This is a genomic window from Pedobacter heparinus DSM 2366, assembly GCF_000023825.1.
In the GTDB taxonomy this organism is placed as follows: Bacteria; Bacteroidota; Bacteroidia; order Sphingobacteriales; family Sphingobacteriaceae; genus Pedobacter; species Pedobacter heparinus.
In genome coordinates, this window is record NC_013061.1 from 3,686,728 (window position 1) to 3,703,155 (window position 16,428).

14 protein-coding genes are annotated in these 16,428 nt (G+C 41.3%); 3 read left to right on the forward strand and 11 right to left on the reverse strand.

Annotated elements, in window-relative coordinates:
• Nucleotides 1-47 precede the first annotated feature (47 nt).
• Genes PHEP_RS15350 through PHEP_RS15375 form a run of 6 tightly spaced genes read right to left on the reverse strand, consistent with a single transcriptional unit; the run spans nt 48 to nt 7,306 of the window.
• Nucleotides 48-1,298, reverse strand: coding sequence for a sulfate adenylyltransferase subunit 1 (locus PHEP_RS15350; RefSeq protein WP_015808893.1), 1,251 nt, complete (start codon nt 1,296-1,298; stop codon nt 48-50).
• Complete coding sequence (gene cysD / locus PHEP_RS15355; RefSeq protein ID WP_015808894.1) at nt 1,298-2,203, reverse strand: sulfate adenylyltransferase subunit CysD; 906 nt, start codon at nt 2,201-2,203, stop codon at nt 1,298-1,300. Before cysD ends, PHEP_RS15350 begins: the two co-directional genes overlap by 1 nt.
• Nucleotides 2,204-2,215: 12 nt before the next feature.
• Nucleotides 2,216-2,920, reverse strand: coding sequence for a phosphoadenylyl-sulfate reductase (locus PHEP_RS15360; RefSeq protein WP_015808895.1), 705 nt, complete (start codon nt 2,918-2,920; stop codon nt 2,216-2,218).
• Between the two features lie 2 nt (nt 2,921-2,922).
• Nucleotides 2,923-4,419 (reverse strand): TSUP family transporter, encoded by a 1,497-nt coding sequence (locus tag PHEP_RS15365; protein WP_015808896.1) that lies wholly within the window; start codon nt 4,417-4,419, stop codon nt 2,923-2,925.
• 5 nt (nt 4,420-4,424) lie between these two features.
• A complete protein-coding gene (cobA, locus tag PHEP_RS15370) occupies nt 4,425-5,216 on the reverse strand; it encodes a uroporphyrinogen-III C-methyltransferase (RefSeq protein ID WP_015808897.1) in 792 nt (263 codons plus the stop codon).
• On the reverse strand, nt 5,213-7,306 hold the full coding sequence (locus tag PHEP_RS15375) for a HEPN domain-containing protein (protein WP_015808898.1): 2,094 nt from the start codon (nt 7,304-7,306) through the stop codon (nt 5,213-5,215). The genes cobA and PHEP_RS15375 overlap by 4 nt, the downstream gene beginning before the upstream one ends.
• 697 nt (nt 7,307-8,003) lie before the next feature.
• Between PHEP_RS15375 and PHEP_RS15380 the strand changes: the two genes are divergently transcribed.
• From PHEP_RS15380 to PHEP_RS15390, 3 genes are all read left to right on the forward strand, one after another.
• Nucleotides 8,004-9,194 carry a metallophosphoesterase gene (locus PHEP_RS15380; RefSeq protein ID WP_015808899.1) on the forward strand — a complete coding sequence of 397 codons (1,191 nt, stop codon included), beginning with the start codon at nt 8,004-8,006 and terminating at the stop codon, nt 9,192-9,194.
• Nucleotides 9,195-9,309: 115 nt separating this feature from the next.
• Entirely contained in the window at nt 9,310-10,020 is a 711-nt protein-coding gene (locus tag PHEP_RS15385; protein WP_244862619.1) for a CDP-alcohol phosphatidyltransferase family protein, read from the forward strand.
• Complete coding sequence (locus PHEP_RS15390) at nt 10,020-10,481, forward strand: GtrA family protein (RefSeq protein WP_015808901.1); 462 nt, start codon at nt 10,020-10,022, stop codon at nt 10,479-10,481. The genes PHEP_RS15385 and PHEP_RS15390 overlap by 1 nt, the downstream gene beginning before the upstream one ends.
• Here the strand turns inward: PHEP_RS15390 and PHEP_RS15395 are convergent.
• The 5 genes from PHEP_RS15395 to PHEP_RS15415 all read right to left on the reverse strand — a co-directional run bounded on the left by PHEP_RS15395 (nt 10,478) and on the right by PHEP_RS15415 (nt 16,424).
• The gene (locus tag PHEP_RS15395) at nt 10,478-13,129 is read right to left on the reverse strand and encodes a TonB-dependent receptor (RefSeq protein WP_015808902.1); all 2,652 of its coding nucleotides are present in this window, start codon (nt 13,127-13,129) and stop codon (nt 10,478-10,480) included. The genes PHEP_RS15390 and PHEP_RS15395 overlap by 4 nt on opposite strands.
• A gap of 6 nt (nt 13,130-13,135) precedes the next feature.
• Nucleotides 13,136-14,170 (reverse strand): FecR family protein, encoded by a 1,035-nt coding sequence (locus tag PHEP_RS15400; RefSeq protein WP_015808903.1) that lies wholly within the window; start codon nt 14,168-14,170, stop codon nt 13,136-13,138.
• A gap of 55 nt (nt 14,171-14,225) precedes the next feature.
• Nucleotides 14,226-14,852, reverse strand: a complete 627-nt coding sequence (locus PHEP_RS15405; protein ID WP_143715762.1) for an RNA polymerase sigma-70 factor — start codon at nt 14,850-14,852, stop codon at nt 14,226-14,228.
• Nucleotides 14,853-14,954: 102 nt separating this feature from the next.
• Complete coding sequence (locus PHEP_RS15410; protein WP_015808905.1) at nt 14,955-15,464, reverse strand: ExbD/TolR family protein; 510 nt, start codon at nt 15,462-15,464, stop codon at nt 14,955-14,957.
• An 87-nt stretch (nt 15,465-15,551) separates the two neighbouring features.
• Nucleotides 15,552-16,424 (reverse strand): hypothetical protein, encoded by an 873-nt coding sequence (locus PHEP_RS15415; protein WP_015808906.1) that lies wholly within the window; start codon nt 16,422-16,424, stop codon nt 15,552-15,554.
• Between the last annotated feature and the right edge of the window lie 4 nt (nt 16,425-16,428).

Sequence of the window (16,428 nt, forward strand, 5' to 3'; positions counted from 1 at the left end):
GCAAATATTTGACAGAAAATATTTTGCAAGACGCCCAGTAATAAAACCTAATCTGCTATAGCCCTGAACATCAACGCTGCAACCGTCAAATTGGTCCTGCTGTCTATCAATATAGCCGCACCATTGGCTTTGTTGTCACCATAAAAATCAAATGCAAGTTCATCAGCAGTCTTCAAAATCACCCTGCCTATGTCATTTAACCGAAATTCATAAGCCTGCTGTTTTTCCAGTGTATTGATGTCAACTTTGTACACAATTTCGCTGATCTTACACTTGGTAACCTTGCTGTTGTGCTGCAATAAATAGGTGATGTTCTCATCAAGCGGACGTGCATCCATCCAGCAAACATCTGCTTCTATCAGTCTGGAATTTTGCGGCAAATGGTCAGAATTCACCAAAACATCACCCCTGCTAATGTCAATATTGTCTTTCAGGTGAAGCGTTACCGACTGCCCGGCAAAAGCTACCACAGGTTGCTGGTCAAACAGCTCTATTCTTTCGATCACAGAACTGCTACCAGATGGCAATACCGTAACCTTATCATCCACCTTAAATTCGCCACTTAAAATCCTGCCTGCATACCCCCTGTAATCGTGCAGTTCCTCCGTTTGCGGCCTTACTACCCATTGTACCGGCATACGGGCCAGATCAGATTCAGCACCCGTTTCCACATCTACCGTTTCCAGGAAGTGCAATAAGCTACGGCCTTTGTACCAGGCCATGTTTTCAGACTCATTTACTACATTATCGCCTTTCAACGCACTTACAGGAATAAAATTCACATCCTTCAGGTTCAGTTCAGCAGCAAGGGCCTTGTATTTATCTGTAATGGCAGTAAATACAGTTTCGCTATAGCCTACCATATCCATCTTGTTTAAACAAACTACCACATGCTCAATACCTAATAACGAAACCAGGTAGGAATGACGGATCGTTTGTTCTACCACACCGTTTCTGGCATCAATTAAAATGATAGCCAGTTTAGCGGTAGAAGCACCGGTAACCATGTTACGGGTATATTGTATATGTCCTGGAGTATCTGCAATAATAAACTTACGCTTATCCGTCTGGAAATATTTATAAGCCACGTCAATGGTAATTCCCTGTTCACGTTCTGCCCTTAAGCCATCCGTTAAAATGGCCAGGTCAATTGTTCCGTCATCATTTTTGCGGTTACTTTGCTGTAAAGCTTCCAGCTGATCGGCAAGAATGGAGTCCGTATCGTATAACAACCGTCCAATAAGTGTGCTCTTACCATCATCAACACTACCCGCTGTAAAAAATTTAAGTATATTCATTAAAAGTATCCTCCCTTTTTGCGGTCTTCCATAGCAGCTTCCGAAACTTTATCGTCCATGCGGGCTCCGCGTTCACTAATTTTTGATGCACTGATCTCCATGATGATGTTGTCTATCTCATCTGCATCCGATTCCACTGCAGCAGTACAACTCATATCACCTACAGTACGGAACCTTACTTTTTTATGTTCCACAATATCCTCTTCATCCATATTTAAAAATGGCGAAGCAGCCATCAGCTGTCCGTTACGGGTAATCACATCCCTGTAATGTGCAAAATAGATAGAAGGCAGACCAATATTTTCCCTTTTGATATAGTTCCATACATCCAGTTCCGTCCAGTTACTGATCGGGAATACCCTTACATTTTCCCCTTTATGGATCTTACCGTTATAGATATTCCACAATTCCGGGCGCTGGCGCTTAGGGTCCCACTGTCCAAATTCATCCCTTACAGAGAAAATACGTTCCTTGGCCCTTGCCTTTTCCTCATCCCTTCTTGCCCCGCCAATACAGGCATCAAAACCATGCAAAGCAATAGTATCCAGCAAAGTAACTGTTTGCAAAGCATTCCTGCTTGCATTTTTGCCAGTCTGTTCCACTACCTTACCCTGGTCAATCGATTCCTGAACACTACCTACAATCAGTTTTTCACCTAAGCGGGCCACCATATTGTCACGGTAAATTATCGTTTCCTCAAAATTATGGCCGGTATCAATATGTACCAGTGGAAAAGGAAATTTACCAGGTCTGAAGGCTTTTTCTGCCAGTCTAACCAACGTAATAGAATCCTTACCACCAGAAAACAACAAGGCAGGCTTCTCAAATTGCCCTGCCACTTCACGTAAGATGTGAATGGCCTCGGCCTCTAATTCATCTAAATAATCTAAATTATATTTACTCATATGCTGTTGCAATTATTGAGTGGCATGCAAACCACATTCCTTTTTCGATTGATCTTCCCACCACCATCTTCCGGCCCTGAAATCCTCACCTTCGCGCACAGCCCTGGTACAAGGCGCACAACCTATGCTTGGAAAACCTTTATCGTGTAAAGTATTATAAACGATATTATTTTTTTTGATATATTCCTTCACTTCCGCTAAAGACCAGAAAAAGATAGGGTGAAATTTGATCAGCTGGTTTTGCTCATCCCATTCCAGGTTGGCCATATCGTGTCTGTTTAGCGATTGTTCGGACCTGATCCCGGTAACCCATAGATCGTTCCCTTTTAAAGCTCTCCTTAAAGGCTCCAATTTACGAATACCGCAGCATTCTTTTCTGTTTTCAACAGATTCGTAGAAACTGCTTGGTCCCTTTTTATCCACCATTTCCTGTAAAGCTTCTGCCTGTGGAAAATAAGCATGAATAGGCTTTTTGTAAATTTCTAAAGTACGGTTCCATACATAATAAGTTTCTGGAAACAGTCGGCCTGTTTCCAGTGTAAAAACCTCAATAGGAAGATCATTGGCAAAGATCATATGTGTAATCACCTGGTCCTCCCATCCAAAACTTGTAGAAAACACAATTTTACCAGGATACTCGGCAGTAAAGAACCTCAAGGCCTCAACCGGATCAAGATCCTTTATTTTTTCTGCTATTTCTATTAATTTTTCCTTCATGACTATACTAATTCGAGAATAAATTTGACGATGCTGCGCAGACTCACCAGAACCACCAGGATACCTACCGATACCATAATTGTTTTAGCAGAGATCCTGTTGGAAACCTTTGCCGCTATGGGCGAGGCCAGGGCACTTCCAATCACCAAACCTGCAACAGCCTCCCAATGTGCACCATTCAGCATGGTGATAAAAGTAAGTGAGCTCATCAGTGCTATAAAAAAGCGGGTGATTTTTACGGTACCTAAAGAGAAACGTGCATTTCTTCCACCCGCGATTAAGCTTGACAATACAATTGAACCCCAGCCACCACCACCAACAGCATCAATAAAACCACCAAAAAGCCCCAGCAAACCAATCTTTTTAATCTTATTTTTTCTGACTGCACTTTTACGGTTAGCCTGATAGGCTTTAGACAAAATTACAAAACCCAATATTAAAGTATACAAAGAAACTATTGGTTTGGTATAATGGCTGTAATGTTCCAGTGAGGACAACAGGTAAGCACCCGTTACTGCACCAATAATACCTGGTATCAGCAAGAGCTTAAACAGTTTCCAGTTCACATTTCCAAAACGGTAATGCATCCAGCCGGCAATGCCATTGCTTAAAATTTCTGACAAATGTACTCCCATACTTGCTGATGCAGGTGGCACACCCATCGCCAGCGAAAAGGAAGTAGAGGTTACACCATACGACATCCCTATGGCGCCATCTATCATCGCAAAGATGAAACCACCCAGCAAAAACCAGTAAAACATCGGGTTAATATTGGCTACAAAAGCCTGAAATTCGGGTTCCTTATGCCAAAAAGCTGCCACCACTATAGCAAAAGCAAATACGATGGCCAGCCATATCAGCCATTTCATTTTACCCAATTTAGGCTTTCCATCACTTACAACCACTCCTTCAACCGAAGCTTTTCCTTCAACCAGGGCCGATGTCACTTCATTTAGTTTTTTTACTTTTGCAGCAAAATCGCCATTCAATGTATTTCTAAGTGCCTGCATGTTTTGCAGGGTATCGTTCAATTCGCCTGGCAAGCCATTGTTTAGTACTTCTTTTAAACGTTTGGCCATAGTGGGCGATTTACCGTTTGTAGAAATGGCTATTTTTAAATCCCCTTTTTTAACAACCGAGCCAAGATAAAAATCGCAGAGTTCCGGCTTATCGGCAAAGTTGACCAGCAAATTGCGCTCACTGGCCTGTATCCTGATCTCCTGGTTCAGCAGTTCATTATTCGTAGCTGCAATTACCAGGTCTGCCCCGTTTAAATCTGCAGGTTCAAATGGTTTTTGCAATACATTTACTCCTTCATAACCATCAGCAAGTGTTTGCAATTGCGGTAAAACATCAATTCCAATAACAGTAACCTTTGCCTCCGGACTGTTATCCAGCAATGCAGAAAGTTTTTCTAAACCGATAGGACCAGCGCCTACCAATACGGTATGAATGGTATTCAGTTTGATGAAGACAGGAAATAACTGGTTGCCTTCCATCTGACTTATATCTCTTCTTTTAATGCCTGATAAAAATCCCTGATGGGCTGAAATGAAGGATGTAAAGAAACCACCTCACCAAAAACAAGTAAAGCTGGTGCTTTAATCCCCTTTTCTTCAACCAGTTCAACAATGGTATCCACTATGCCAACTGCAAGTTTTTCATTTTCAGTAGAACCACTTTGGATAGCAGCCACCGGCAGTTTATTTTTACCTTCATTCTGAAACAGTTTAACAATCTCTTTCAGTTTACCAAGTCCCATCAATACCACCACCGTAGCTTTAGACCTTGCGGCCTCATACAAGTCGTTAGAAATATGTCCGGAAGCCGTAGTACCTGTAACCACCCAAAAGCTTTCGCTCAGGCCTCTATGTGTAACAGGAATCTGCTGCAATCCAGGCACAGAAATAGAACTGGATAAACCAGGGATCACCGAAACCGGGATACTATAGCCGGCAGCATAATCCAATTCTTCATAGCCTCTGCCAAAAACAAAAGGGTCACCACCTTTAAGCCTGACAACATGGCCATAGTTCAGTGCATAATCTATCATCAATTTATTGATCGCATCCTGACCATACGAATGTTCACCAGATCTTTTGCCCACATATACCTTAATGGCATCTGCATTGGCATAATCCAGCACCCCCTCATTCACCAGTGCATCATACAATACCACATCAGCAGATTTAAGTGCATTGGCACCCTTTATAGTCAACAGTTCCGGATCACCGGGACCAGCGCCAACAAGGGTTATCCGCGGTTCTCTTTTATTTATCTTTTTTTCGATGATCATGACACTTTTTCCTCTCTTTGCGATTTAATACCTGTATAAAAATCTTCCAGCGACTTCAAATAGGCAGTTGCAAAAGCTTCCGTAGGTTCATTTTTGTTAATTTGTAATACCAGGTCATTAAATGATCCTTCCAGTTTTACTTCTCCTGTTTGTACGTAATGGTTATCAAACTCCCTGATCACGCCAATTTGGGTACTGCTGTTTACACCCTTATCCAGCAATAAAGCTTTAGCTGCACTTACATAAACCGCATAAGTATGGTAAATGGCATCAGCCCAGGCACCAGCCGAATAAGAAGCCTTTGCCCATTCCAGTTTCTCATCCGATTCCAGCAGCAAAGTGGCTACCAGGTCAATTACCACACCAGCACATTCACCCACACCAATGGCGGTTACAAAAGTTTCTTCGTGCCCCCAGTCTACAAATTCCTCATCTTTCAAATTGCTCAGGTCGGCCAGCGGTTTCAGCAGCTGGTAAAAATAATCTTTAGTCTGCCTGTCATAATAAGCGTGGAAACTTTCATTGTCCAGGCTATTGGCAGCAAAATCGTTCAATAAGTACCTCAATACATCGGTAGCGCGTTTAGAAGGGGCCTTAATTACCCTTTCAGCTACACGTCCTTCACCATCACCTACTGTACCACCACCCAGCATTACCTGCACTGCAGGCACCACTTTACCATTGGCTTTTACAGAACTTCCGTGGAAACCAATGTGCGCCAGTCCGTGCTGCCCGCATGAATTCATGCAACCACTTATTTTAATTTTAAGGTCTTTATCATAGATCAGTTCCGGATATTCTTCATAGATCACCTCCTCCAGGGCTACCGACAGCGACATGGAATTGGAAATACCCAGGTTACAGGTATCCGTTCCTGGGCAGGTGGTTACATCAGCAACACTATCAAAACCCGGCTTTGCAAAACCAAGTTCTTTTAACGCAACGTATAAACCTGGTAAAGCGGCTTCGCGGGCAAACTTTAACATTAGTCCCTGATTTTGTGTAACCCTGATCTCATCAGCCACATAAGGGCGGATAGCCTCAATTAATTTACGGGCATCTTCGGTAGGGATATCACCCTTGGTCACTTTAATATATACAGCGTAAAAACCTTCCTGTTTTTGTGGGGTTACGTTGGTGGCCCGCCAGTGCTTATAGTCGAGGCTCTCTTTTACCTCATCCAGAACCGGATAATCGATCAGTTCCGGCACAGCGGGCTGTGGCACCGCATCGCGGTCTATTTTGAAAGACTTAACTTTATTCGCAGTACGTTCTTCTTCAATTAACCTTAATACTTCTTCCAGTCCCAGTTTTTGCACCAGATATTTTAAACGGGCCTTATTGCGGTTGGTACGTTCTCCATAACGGTCAAACACCCTTAGCATCGCTTCAGCATAAGGAATAATCTGGTCTTCATGTAAAAAATCGTGTACCAGCTCGGCCAGAAAGGGCTGCGCTCCTAAACCACCACCTAACAATACCTTAAAGCCACGCTCACCTTTTTCGTTTATTTTAGGAATGAATCCAAGATCGTGGATATAACTAAAAGCAGTATCACGCTCATCAGATGAAAAAGAAAATTTAATTTTCCTGCCCATTTCCTGACAAATCGGGTTGCGCAAAAAGTAGCTGAAAAATGCATGCGCATAAGGCGAGACATCAAAAGGTTCATTCAAACTGATTCCGGCATCCGGCGAAGACGTTACGTTCCGTACCGTATTGCCACAGGCTTCACGGATCGTTACATCATCCTGTTCCAGTTCTTCCCAAAGCTCAGGTGTTCTGTCCAGGCTCACATAGTGGATCTGGATATCCTGACGGGTGGTCAGGTGCAGGTTCCTGCTCGCATATTTATCAGACACATCAGATATCCGCAGGATCTGTTTAAAAGTTACCTTACCAAAAGGCAACTTAATGCGGATCATTTGAACCCCCGGCTGTCTTTGCCCGTAAATTCCACGTGCCAGACGCAGACTTCTGAATTTTTCATCATGGATTTTACCTTCGCGAAATGCCCTGATCTTTTTTTCCAGATCAATGATGTCTTTTTCGACAATAGGATTCTCTAACTCTGTCCTAAAACTTTGCATACTAATTGGTCTTATTTAAAAAAAGCCTCTCTGTCCGGTTAAGACTGGAGAAGCTTCAATATCTTATCTCAACAGTCCATATTCTTACCTCAACATGCAGGGCACATTCAGGCAAATCGGGCTGTTGTTAGTCTTGTTCATAAAGCAAATATATAAAGTATACAGGAATAGTAGTACATACTTTTGTAAAAAACCTGTAATAAACTAATTTACAGCTATTTATTTTATCCTGCAAATATAGTACTTCTTAATTCTATATAAACTTATTCAGTACTGTTAAACTTTCCAGGTTCAATTTTAACCAAGTGTAGAAAAGGTATGTGTTCGGTATGCCTTTTGGATTGGCTAAGGGTTGGTAAACATCCCCTAAAGGGTTGGTTAAGGGTTGGCAGACGCTAAACTGAAGCAATGGTTAAGCATGTGTTTAGCAAATGTTAAGCAAGCCAGAACACAGCCCGAAGGGAGGGTATTAGTACATCAGGCTGTCTGGAATAAGTAAAAGGCACGCCATGCTTAGCCTTCTTAATTTGGAAAAAATATGCCTTCTGCAAGGAGACGTAGGAATTTTTGTCTCCTTCAAGACAAAAGGTTCCAGTCTCAGAGCAGAATGGCTTATTTTTATTTTCTTAATGTCATTTAATGTAACAAGCCAAACCCTTTGCCATCCAAGCTGTAATTTTATATTTAACATTGACAAATGAAACGAAAAATCAATCTGTTACCCATAGCCATTGTAGCCATATTATTTTTCATTTTAAACTGGTATGTATTATCAGGGTTGCTTATATATAGCCTTAACCCCCTTTTAAGCCTTGTTTTCTGGCTAACGGTATCCCTTATTACCCTATCTTTAATTGCGGCCATAAACAGGATCAATACCATGGGCATGGGTTTATTTTTCAAAATTGCCACGCATGCTTTCGTGATCTGGCTTACTGCAGCCCTGCTTTTTGCTATTGTACTTTTAACAGGCGATGTATACCGCCTGTTTTCGGGAACACCTAGAAATTTATACTGGGTTGAATTTGCGACAGCCATTTTTGCACTCACCGTATTGGTATTTTTGTATGGAATGATCAGGGGGAAATATGCTTACCGGGTAATCAAACATACTTTATTTTTTGACGATCTGCCACAAAGCTTTGACGGCTTTACCATCACCCAAATCTCTGATATACATGCAGGCAGTTTTCAAAACCCTAAAGCGGTACAAAAGGGCATCGATTTAATTAAGGCCCAGAAATCAGATCTTTTTGTTTTTACGGGCGACCTTGTGAATAATAAAGCAGAAGAAATTAAACCATGGATAGGCCATTTTTCGCAGATCAAAGCACCTTATGGCCAGTTTTCTGTATTAGGCAACCACGATTATGGCGATTACATTAAATGGGAAAATGAGCAGACAAAACGTGCCAATTTACAACAATTAAAAGCATACCATGCCGAACTGGGTTTCAGACTGCTACTGGATGAACATGTAGAATTGTATAAGCATGGCGAAAAGATCATTCTGGCCGGTGTAGAAAACTGGGGACTTGGCTTTGGCGAACGTGGTGATCTTAAAAAGGCCCTCACAAATGTTGACCCCTATGATTTTAAGGTGCTGCTTTCCCATGATCCTACCCATTGGGACTCGGAAGTAAAAAAATCACCTTCAAAGGTCCACCTAACTTTATCCGGCCATACCCATGGTATGCAGTTTGGCATTGAGGCCTTTGGCATAAAATGGAGTCCTGTCAAATATAGATATGCCCATTGGGCCGGTATTGCCAGTTACCAGGGCCGGTTCCTGAATATCAACAGGGGTTTCGGTTTTCTTGGTTTTTCGGGGCGCGTGGGCATCTGGCCAGAGATTACGGTCATAGAATTAAAAAAAAGCAGGACATAATTTTATCATAGAAAGGTTGTTTTCCAACAAAAAGGAATTTGAATTGTTTAAATTCTATACTTTTGCAAGGTATACTTAAAAGTATATTGATAAGCCATTAATGGAACAAAACAAATTGAGACAAGAAACTTTGATCGCATCTGCTGATACTGATGATTTAAAAAGAGTATTTCAGGATAGAAAAAGAACCAACATTTTAAATTCAGCAGAACAAAAGACGATCTCTTTTCTCGTTACCAGAGTTCCCAGCTACATTTCTTCAAATATGCTCACTTTTACAGGCACCTTTGGCTCTGTATTGGTTTTAATGGGTTTTATCCTGAGTACTTATCTGACACGGAATTATCTTTTACTGGGTGTAGCAGGTCTGGCCATCAATTGGTTTGGAGATTCATTGGATGGACGCATAGCTTATTACCGCAATATCCCCCGTAAATGGTATGGCTTTTCGCTGGATATCATTATGGACTGGGTAAGTACCGTGCTGATCGGTTTAGGCTATATGGTATATGCCCGCAACGAATATGAACTGATTGCCTTTATTTTTGTGGTTTTGTATGGCTGGGCAATGATCATTTCTCAGCTAAGGTATAAAATAACAGATATTTACAGTATAGATTCCGGACTGGTTGGCCCAACGGAAATCAGGGTAATTTTAGCTTTAATACTTATCCTGGAAGTGACATTTGGTCATTTGATAGAATATTTTGCAGGTGGGATCTGCATTGTCCTTTTCATCATCAACATTGTAGATACCAGAAAACTTTTAAAACTTGGAGACATCAGGGATAACCTGGAACGAAAGGCTAAAAAGAATGCAGCTTAATGAGTAAAAAGAAATCCGTTTTTGTATTTGCCAAGGCACAGGTTTCAGCATTTACAGGCGGGCTGATTGATTACGCTGTAATGATATTTTGTACAGAGCTGCTGCACATTCATTACACCATTTCTATTGTCATTGGCGGTATCATCGGTGCAGTATGGAACTTTAGCCTGAACAGGTACTGGACCTTTAAGGACAACCAGGCCAGCAACTCCCCGGTTGGTATGCAACTGGTCAAATTCATCTTTGTTGTGGCCGGCAGTATTGCCTTAAAATCATCAGGTACTTATTTATTTACCAGCTGGCTCCATATTGATTATAAGATCAGCCGGATCATGACAGATATCATCGTTTCACTCGGCTTCAATTATGTACTGCAAACCTATTGGGTGTTTAGAAAACATCCTGAGAAAGAACTGAAGGAGCTGGATGGCACAATCGCAGACAAAACCAATGCAGGTTAATTGCCAATCCTGTTTTTCTCCTCCTCGTTACTTTGTTCTATCTTCTTATTTTTGAATTTTTTACCGGAACTAAAACTATAGCTTAAAGACAAGCCGATAGTCCTTGTAGGCCTTTTTTGATAGGAACTGATCCTCGTATCCTTATAATTCGTATACTCCTGCTCTTTAAATGTATCAAAAATATCAGTTAGGGATAAGCGCATCCTCAGCTGGTTATCCAGCAGCTTTTTGGTAAAGCCCAGATCCAAGTAAAAAATATAGCCCATTTTTGAATTGGAAGTTACGTAAGGAGAAGAATAGTTGGCAAACATATCAAAATCAAAAAGATGCTTTAAGGTAATCGTATGCATAGACTTTGCATAAACGCTGTACTGGTCTACTTTAAAATTACTGATCTCGGTGGCCAGGTGAAACAGAACCACTGAATTATTGGTAGTCCACCATTTAAAAAGCTTAACGGGTGCATCCAGGGTGATGCCATAATCAGAACTGTTGTTAAAGTTTCTTGGCTGGTACTCTATCACGTTGTCGGCTATCGGATTTACAAACTGGGCAATGGTATTTTCGGTACGGCTGTAATAAACATCGGCCGAAAAGCCATTCCAGAAATTATAGCCTAACTCTATCTTATGGGTATATTCAGGCAGCAGATCGGGGTTTCCGGTCATCACTTCATAATCGTTAAGTTGCAAACGGTAAGGGTTCAGATAATTAAATTGCGGCCGTCTTAACCTTCTCGAATAGTTCAGATAAATTGCACTTCCGGTCTTTTCATTTAGCTTTTGCACCAGGAAGGCAGTTGGAAACCAGCCCAGGTATTTCCTCGAAAAAGTTTGGCCGGAAGTTATAGAATTTCCTTTCATATCAGTTTCTTCAGCCCTTAAACCCAGCTTAATACTTGTTTTATGAATGTTTTTTTCCAATGTAACATAAGCCATCAACAGGTGCTCATCGTAGATAAACTGATTGCTTGTACCTGTATTTTTTACCCATTCATCTGCAATAAAATCTTCGCTCAATATGGTATTGTCCCTTTTTGCTGATACATATTTAAGGCCTGTTTTTAACTCCAGCTTACTATTCAAAACCTTGGTATAATCTGCCTGCAGCGAATAAATATTGGTCAGGTTTGGCGTATTGTTCCTGTACCTCGAATTTCTTGAAGGATCGGTATACTGCGAAGTAAAATCGTTCAGCTCCGTTTTGCTGCTCTGCACATAATCGCCAATTACTTTAAACGTAGAGCCGGTACTGTCCAGCCGCAGCAGGTAGTTTAGTGTTGCCCCGGTATTTTTAGGCCTGCGCACCCAATCGGACAGCGCATTGCCGCTAATCAGTTCGGCAGGTTTGTTGAGCAGGATGCTTGTTTTAAAAGTCTGCAGCATTTCGCTCCCTGCACCCATTACCTGCAAACCGATCAACTGGTTTTTAGACAAGTCGTAAGCCAGCCCAAAACGGTACTGGTCCCTGCTGTTATCGTTATACCTGTCGGTTCTTCCGGCGTAAGTACTTTGATCCGGATAAACAATATCGGCCCTTCCACCAATGTAATTACTTTTATCTTTCACCAATGACACATTACCCTGTGCATATAGATTTTTTACTTTATAATCTGCCGAGACGCCACCTGCATAAAAAGGTCTGTTCCCATATTTATAAGCCGCGCCGATCTGACCTGCAAAGCCGTCCATTCTGGCCTTTTTTAAAACGATATGAACAATTCCCCCCGCCCCCGCCGCCTCAAACTCTGAAGGCGGATTTGAAATGATCTCTATTTTTTTAATGTCTTCAGACCTTAATGTCCGCAGGTATTGGGCCAGGTCCTCTTCAGACATGCGTTGCACTACGTCGTTGATCATTACCATTACCGACTGATTGCCCTTGATCTTTATGGCCCCTTCACTGTTTACCCATATACCTGGCGATTTCTGTAAGACCTCTAAACCGGTATTCCCATCTGCCAGTGCACTCCCCTCTACATTTACAATATAGCGGTCGGTTTTTCTTTCAATCAGCGGCCGGGCGGCTGTAATACTTACGGTATTCAGTGTATGCTGTTCTTCTTTTAACAAGAGATTTTTAAGCGCAACAGTATCAGGGTAAACAAAATCCACCGATAGTGGCTGATAACCTATAGAAGATATCTTAATTGTATATTTTACCTGTGTCTTAAAAGGATAACTTAGCTGAAAAACCCCATTATCATTGCTGATGCTGCCCCCAACATAGCTAAGCCCCTGCAACAATCCAACGGATGCAAAAGCCAGGACATTTTTTTTCTGATCGTTAATCCTTCCGGATAAGGTTATTTTATTTTCTGCCTCTTCAACTGGCAATCTCACTGTACGGTTACTGCCAATCACCAGCATACGTTCAGACATCATTTTATAAAAAAGCTGTTTTTCAGGTAAAATCTTATCTAACAGTTCTGCAACAGAAATTCTTTTTACATTCACTGTAACCAGCACGGTATCCGGTATCACCTCATTGCTGTACACAATGCTGTAAGTACATTCTTTTTCTATCTGCTCCAAAATTCTGGTCAGTGGCAGCTTATTTGCTGATATAGATATTTTACGGCTCTGTGCCTGCCCGCTAAAGTAACTGAACACCATCAGCATCATCGTCATTTGAATAAATCTCTTCATCTTCACTTATTTGAGAATGACCAGTTTATCACTGATGATGTAGGTAAAGGGATAGGAAAGTTTCAGGGCTTCAAGTGCTTCTTTCAGGCCTTCGGCAGCAAAAGCACCACTAAACCTTTTGTCCTTTAATTCTTCTTTCCTGATTTCTATTTTAACATCATATTTCTTTTCAAGACGAAGCACCAGGTCTTTTAATTTTTCCTTTTTAAACATCAGCGAGTCCTGTGTCCATTTAATTTCCTGCAGCTGTTTCTCTGCAGCCATGCTGATGACCTTAAATCCTGTACCAGCAGGGCTAAGCTGTGCTGCCGCTATCAGTTTTTCATTTGGCTTCAGCAAAACCCTGCTGTCTTTATCCAGGCTACTGGTAATTTCTATAAGTCCCCTAAGCAGGGAAATCTCTACATTATGTTTTTTCTGATCAGCATTTACATTAAAAGCAGTCCCTTTTACTTCAATATTGAGGTTACGGACATGTATAAAAAGAGGTATGGCCTTATTTTTAGCGACGTCAAAAAAAGCCTCCCCATCCAAAAATATTTCCCTTTTTTCCTTTCCAAAACCCTGGTTGTACCTGATGGATGAGCCCCGGTTTAAATATACTTTGGTACCATCGTCGAGTGTTTTAAATACCTTATCAGCCGTAGTATTTAAAGTATCGAACTTTAAAGGCTGTGTCCTGTTTAAAAAATGATAAGTTATAAAAGTACTACCCAGCAATACCAGAAAGATGGCAGCAATTTTTAGCAGGGATAAACCTGAAAAACCTCTCTTTATCACTTCCGAATGATTGTACTTTGGCACAAAACCCTGATTTTCTGCAAGGACAATCCTATCCCGGGTCTTTATTAATTTATCTACTGTATACACACTGTTTCTAGCGCTGACATTTTTGTTTTCAAAATATCGGGTCAATGCTGTAGCGGTCTGCTTAAAATCGGGTTCCTGTTCAATTGCCTCCTGTAATTTTACATCTTCTTCAGGAGATATTTCTCCGCTTAGTCTTTTGCTTAACAGCTTCAGAAAGTATTGTTTCATCATGATTCAATGGTCTTATGCCTTAAAGACACACTGGTTAAACAAACTACTTACTGCTTTATAAAAAAAATAAAAGTGGCAGGTTGGAGAATGCTTGTTTTTTGCTGATCTTTTTTTGAGGATGATAGCCCAGGTAAGGGCTTATCGCATCTGCCAGGTTTTTTACGGCCTTGTACATTTGGTTTTCAACCGTCCGTACAGAAATATTTAATATCCGGGCCACCTCCCTGCACTTCAGTCCATCTTCTTTGATCAGCCGGAAAATCATCCTGCGCTGCTCAGGTAAAGCAGCGATGGCCTCATCCAGTTTTCGGGTCAGCTCTTTTGTTTCCAGTTCCGGACTATGGTAATCACCAAACGGCAATATATCCGCTTTTTCTATCCCGTCAAACAAAGCCCTATTATTCTTTTTATCTCCACGAAGGTAGTTTAGTGAAGCATTTTTGACAGCGACATACAGGTAAACTTCCGGGTTTAAAATATCGTACAGGGCGTTTCGTCTGAGCCAGAGCTTCACAAATAGTTCTGAAGTGATTTCTTCCGCACATTCCTGCTGCTTTACGTATTGAACAGAAAAAGCAACCAGCCGATCATAATAAGCTAAAAAAAGTTCGTTAAAGGCTGTTTCCATTCCTTCGTGGATTTCTTTAAACAGCATCAATATTGATCGCTCCGGCTTCTGCATCGGTAATTTTGTCTCCTTTATAAAAACTTTGGTATCCTTGTTAAGGACACCAAAGTTTGAAGATATACTTATTCGGAGATAAATTTATACAGAATAAATATTTTAAAGGATCCGGTGTTCTTTCATAAACCTTTGCTCCTCGTCGGTAATATGATCATCATCTATGGCAGGGGCCGCTGTGATCTTTGCAATCTTCAGCTCATCCATTATATCTACAAAATTTTTATAATTGGCTCCTGCAGTTGGCTTTACAATAATAAAAAGCGTTTTTTTTGCATCGTTATTGTTGTTTAAAGCAACCAGGTCCCTGTTCCTAACAATCGATTTTCTGATTTGTGCAATGTCTTCAATATTGGGCCTGCTTTTACCAGCCTCACCCATATACCAGGCCACTTTATTGTCTTTTCCGAGCAAAATGGTCATAGTCCTGGAGGCCGGTACAGGCTGCTGGTAACCATCTTCTGGCTCATCTGGCTTGGCAATGTCCATCGCTATAGGCTTAGAAAGCGAGGTGGTCAGCATAAAAAAAGTAATGAGCAGGAAAGCAAGATCTACCATTGCGGTCAGATCTACTTTAGGAGCTGCTTTTCTGGAGGTGGTCAATTCTGCCATAATCTGTTTTTTAACATCGCCAAAGGCGAATAGGATTTAATAATTGATGATTTAAACAGATGATGCGGCTTGCATTAAATTTCCATATCATTTTAAAAGCTTATTTTTACTATTCAATAGAATCCGTAAAAAGCTCTGGTCAATGACACCCTCGTCAGACAACAATCCATGAAATTTGTCTGACTTCAATATTTTTTTAAGAGTAGTTTGGCTACCATTCAGGTATACCTTATTTTGTATCAGCCTGATACCATGACTATAATCAACCCAATCGTATTTATGCCCATTGTAGAGGGGCTGAATTGCTTTCCCATCTGGTTTATGCCAGCCGTAAATCACTACTCTTGGCGTTCCGTCACGGGATATGATCTGATTGGACAGCACTACATCCTTTTTGTTTCCTGCAATAAGTTTACCTGGCTTTGCTCCCATCCTTTCCAGTTGCTGATGCAGCAGCCTGTTGTGCTCTTCAAATACCGGAACAGTGATCATCTGCATAGAAGGCGGGATGGGTTCCGGACTTAGTTTAACATCAGCCGATTGATAAATGCGGTCAGACATTTTGCGGGTAGGAAGTGAACATTTAAGTTTATCTGCTATCCTTTGTGCTGCCGATACCGTTAAAGGGCAATAGAAATAATCGCTGTCCGAACCCACAACCAGGTAGTCTGGGGCTACAAAATATTTGATCAGGAATAATTTATCTTCAATGACAAGGCTGTCCGTAACTTGTAAAAAATTACGGTAAAATACTGGCACATTACCGCTTTCTACTTCTGCTAATATCCGCTGTTCACGGGCGGCAGGAGAAAGTGAAGCGTCGCGGATAGCAGTGGCAAATGCAGATCCGGATAAGGCATTTACAGGACGTTTTGGCAGTTTTAAATACTGGGCGTTGCCCGAAAAACCACTCAGCATCAGGAAAAAGAAAAGTACAGGGATCAGTTGTTTTATATTCATTTGT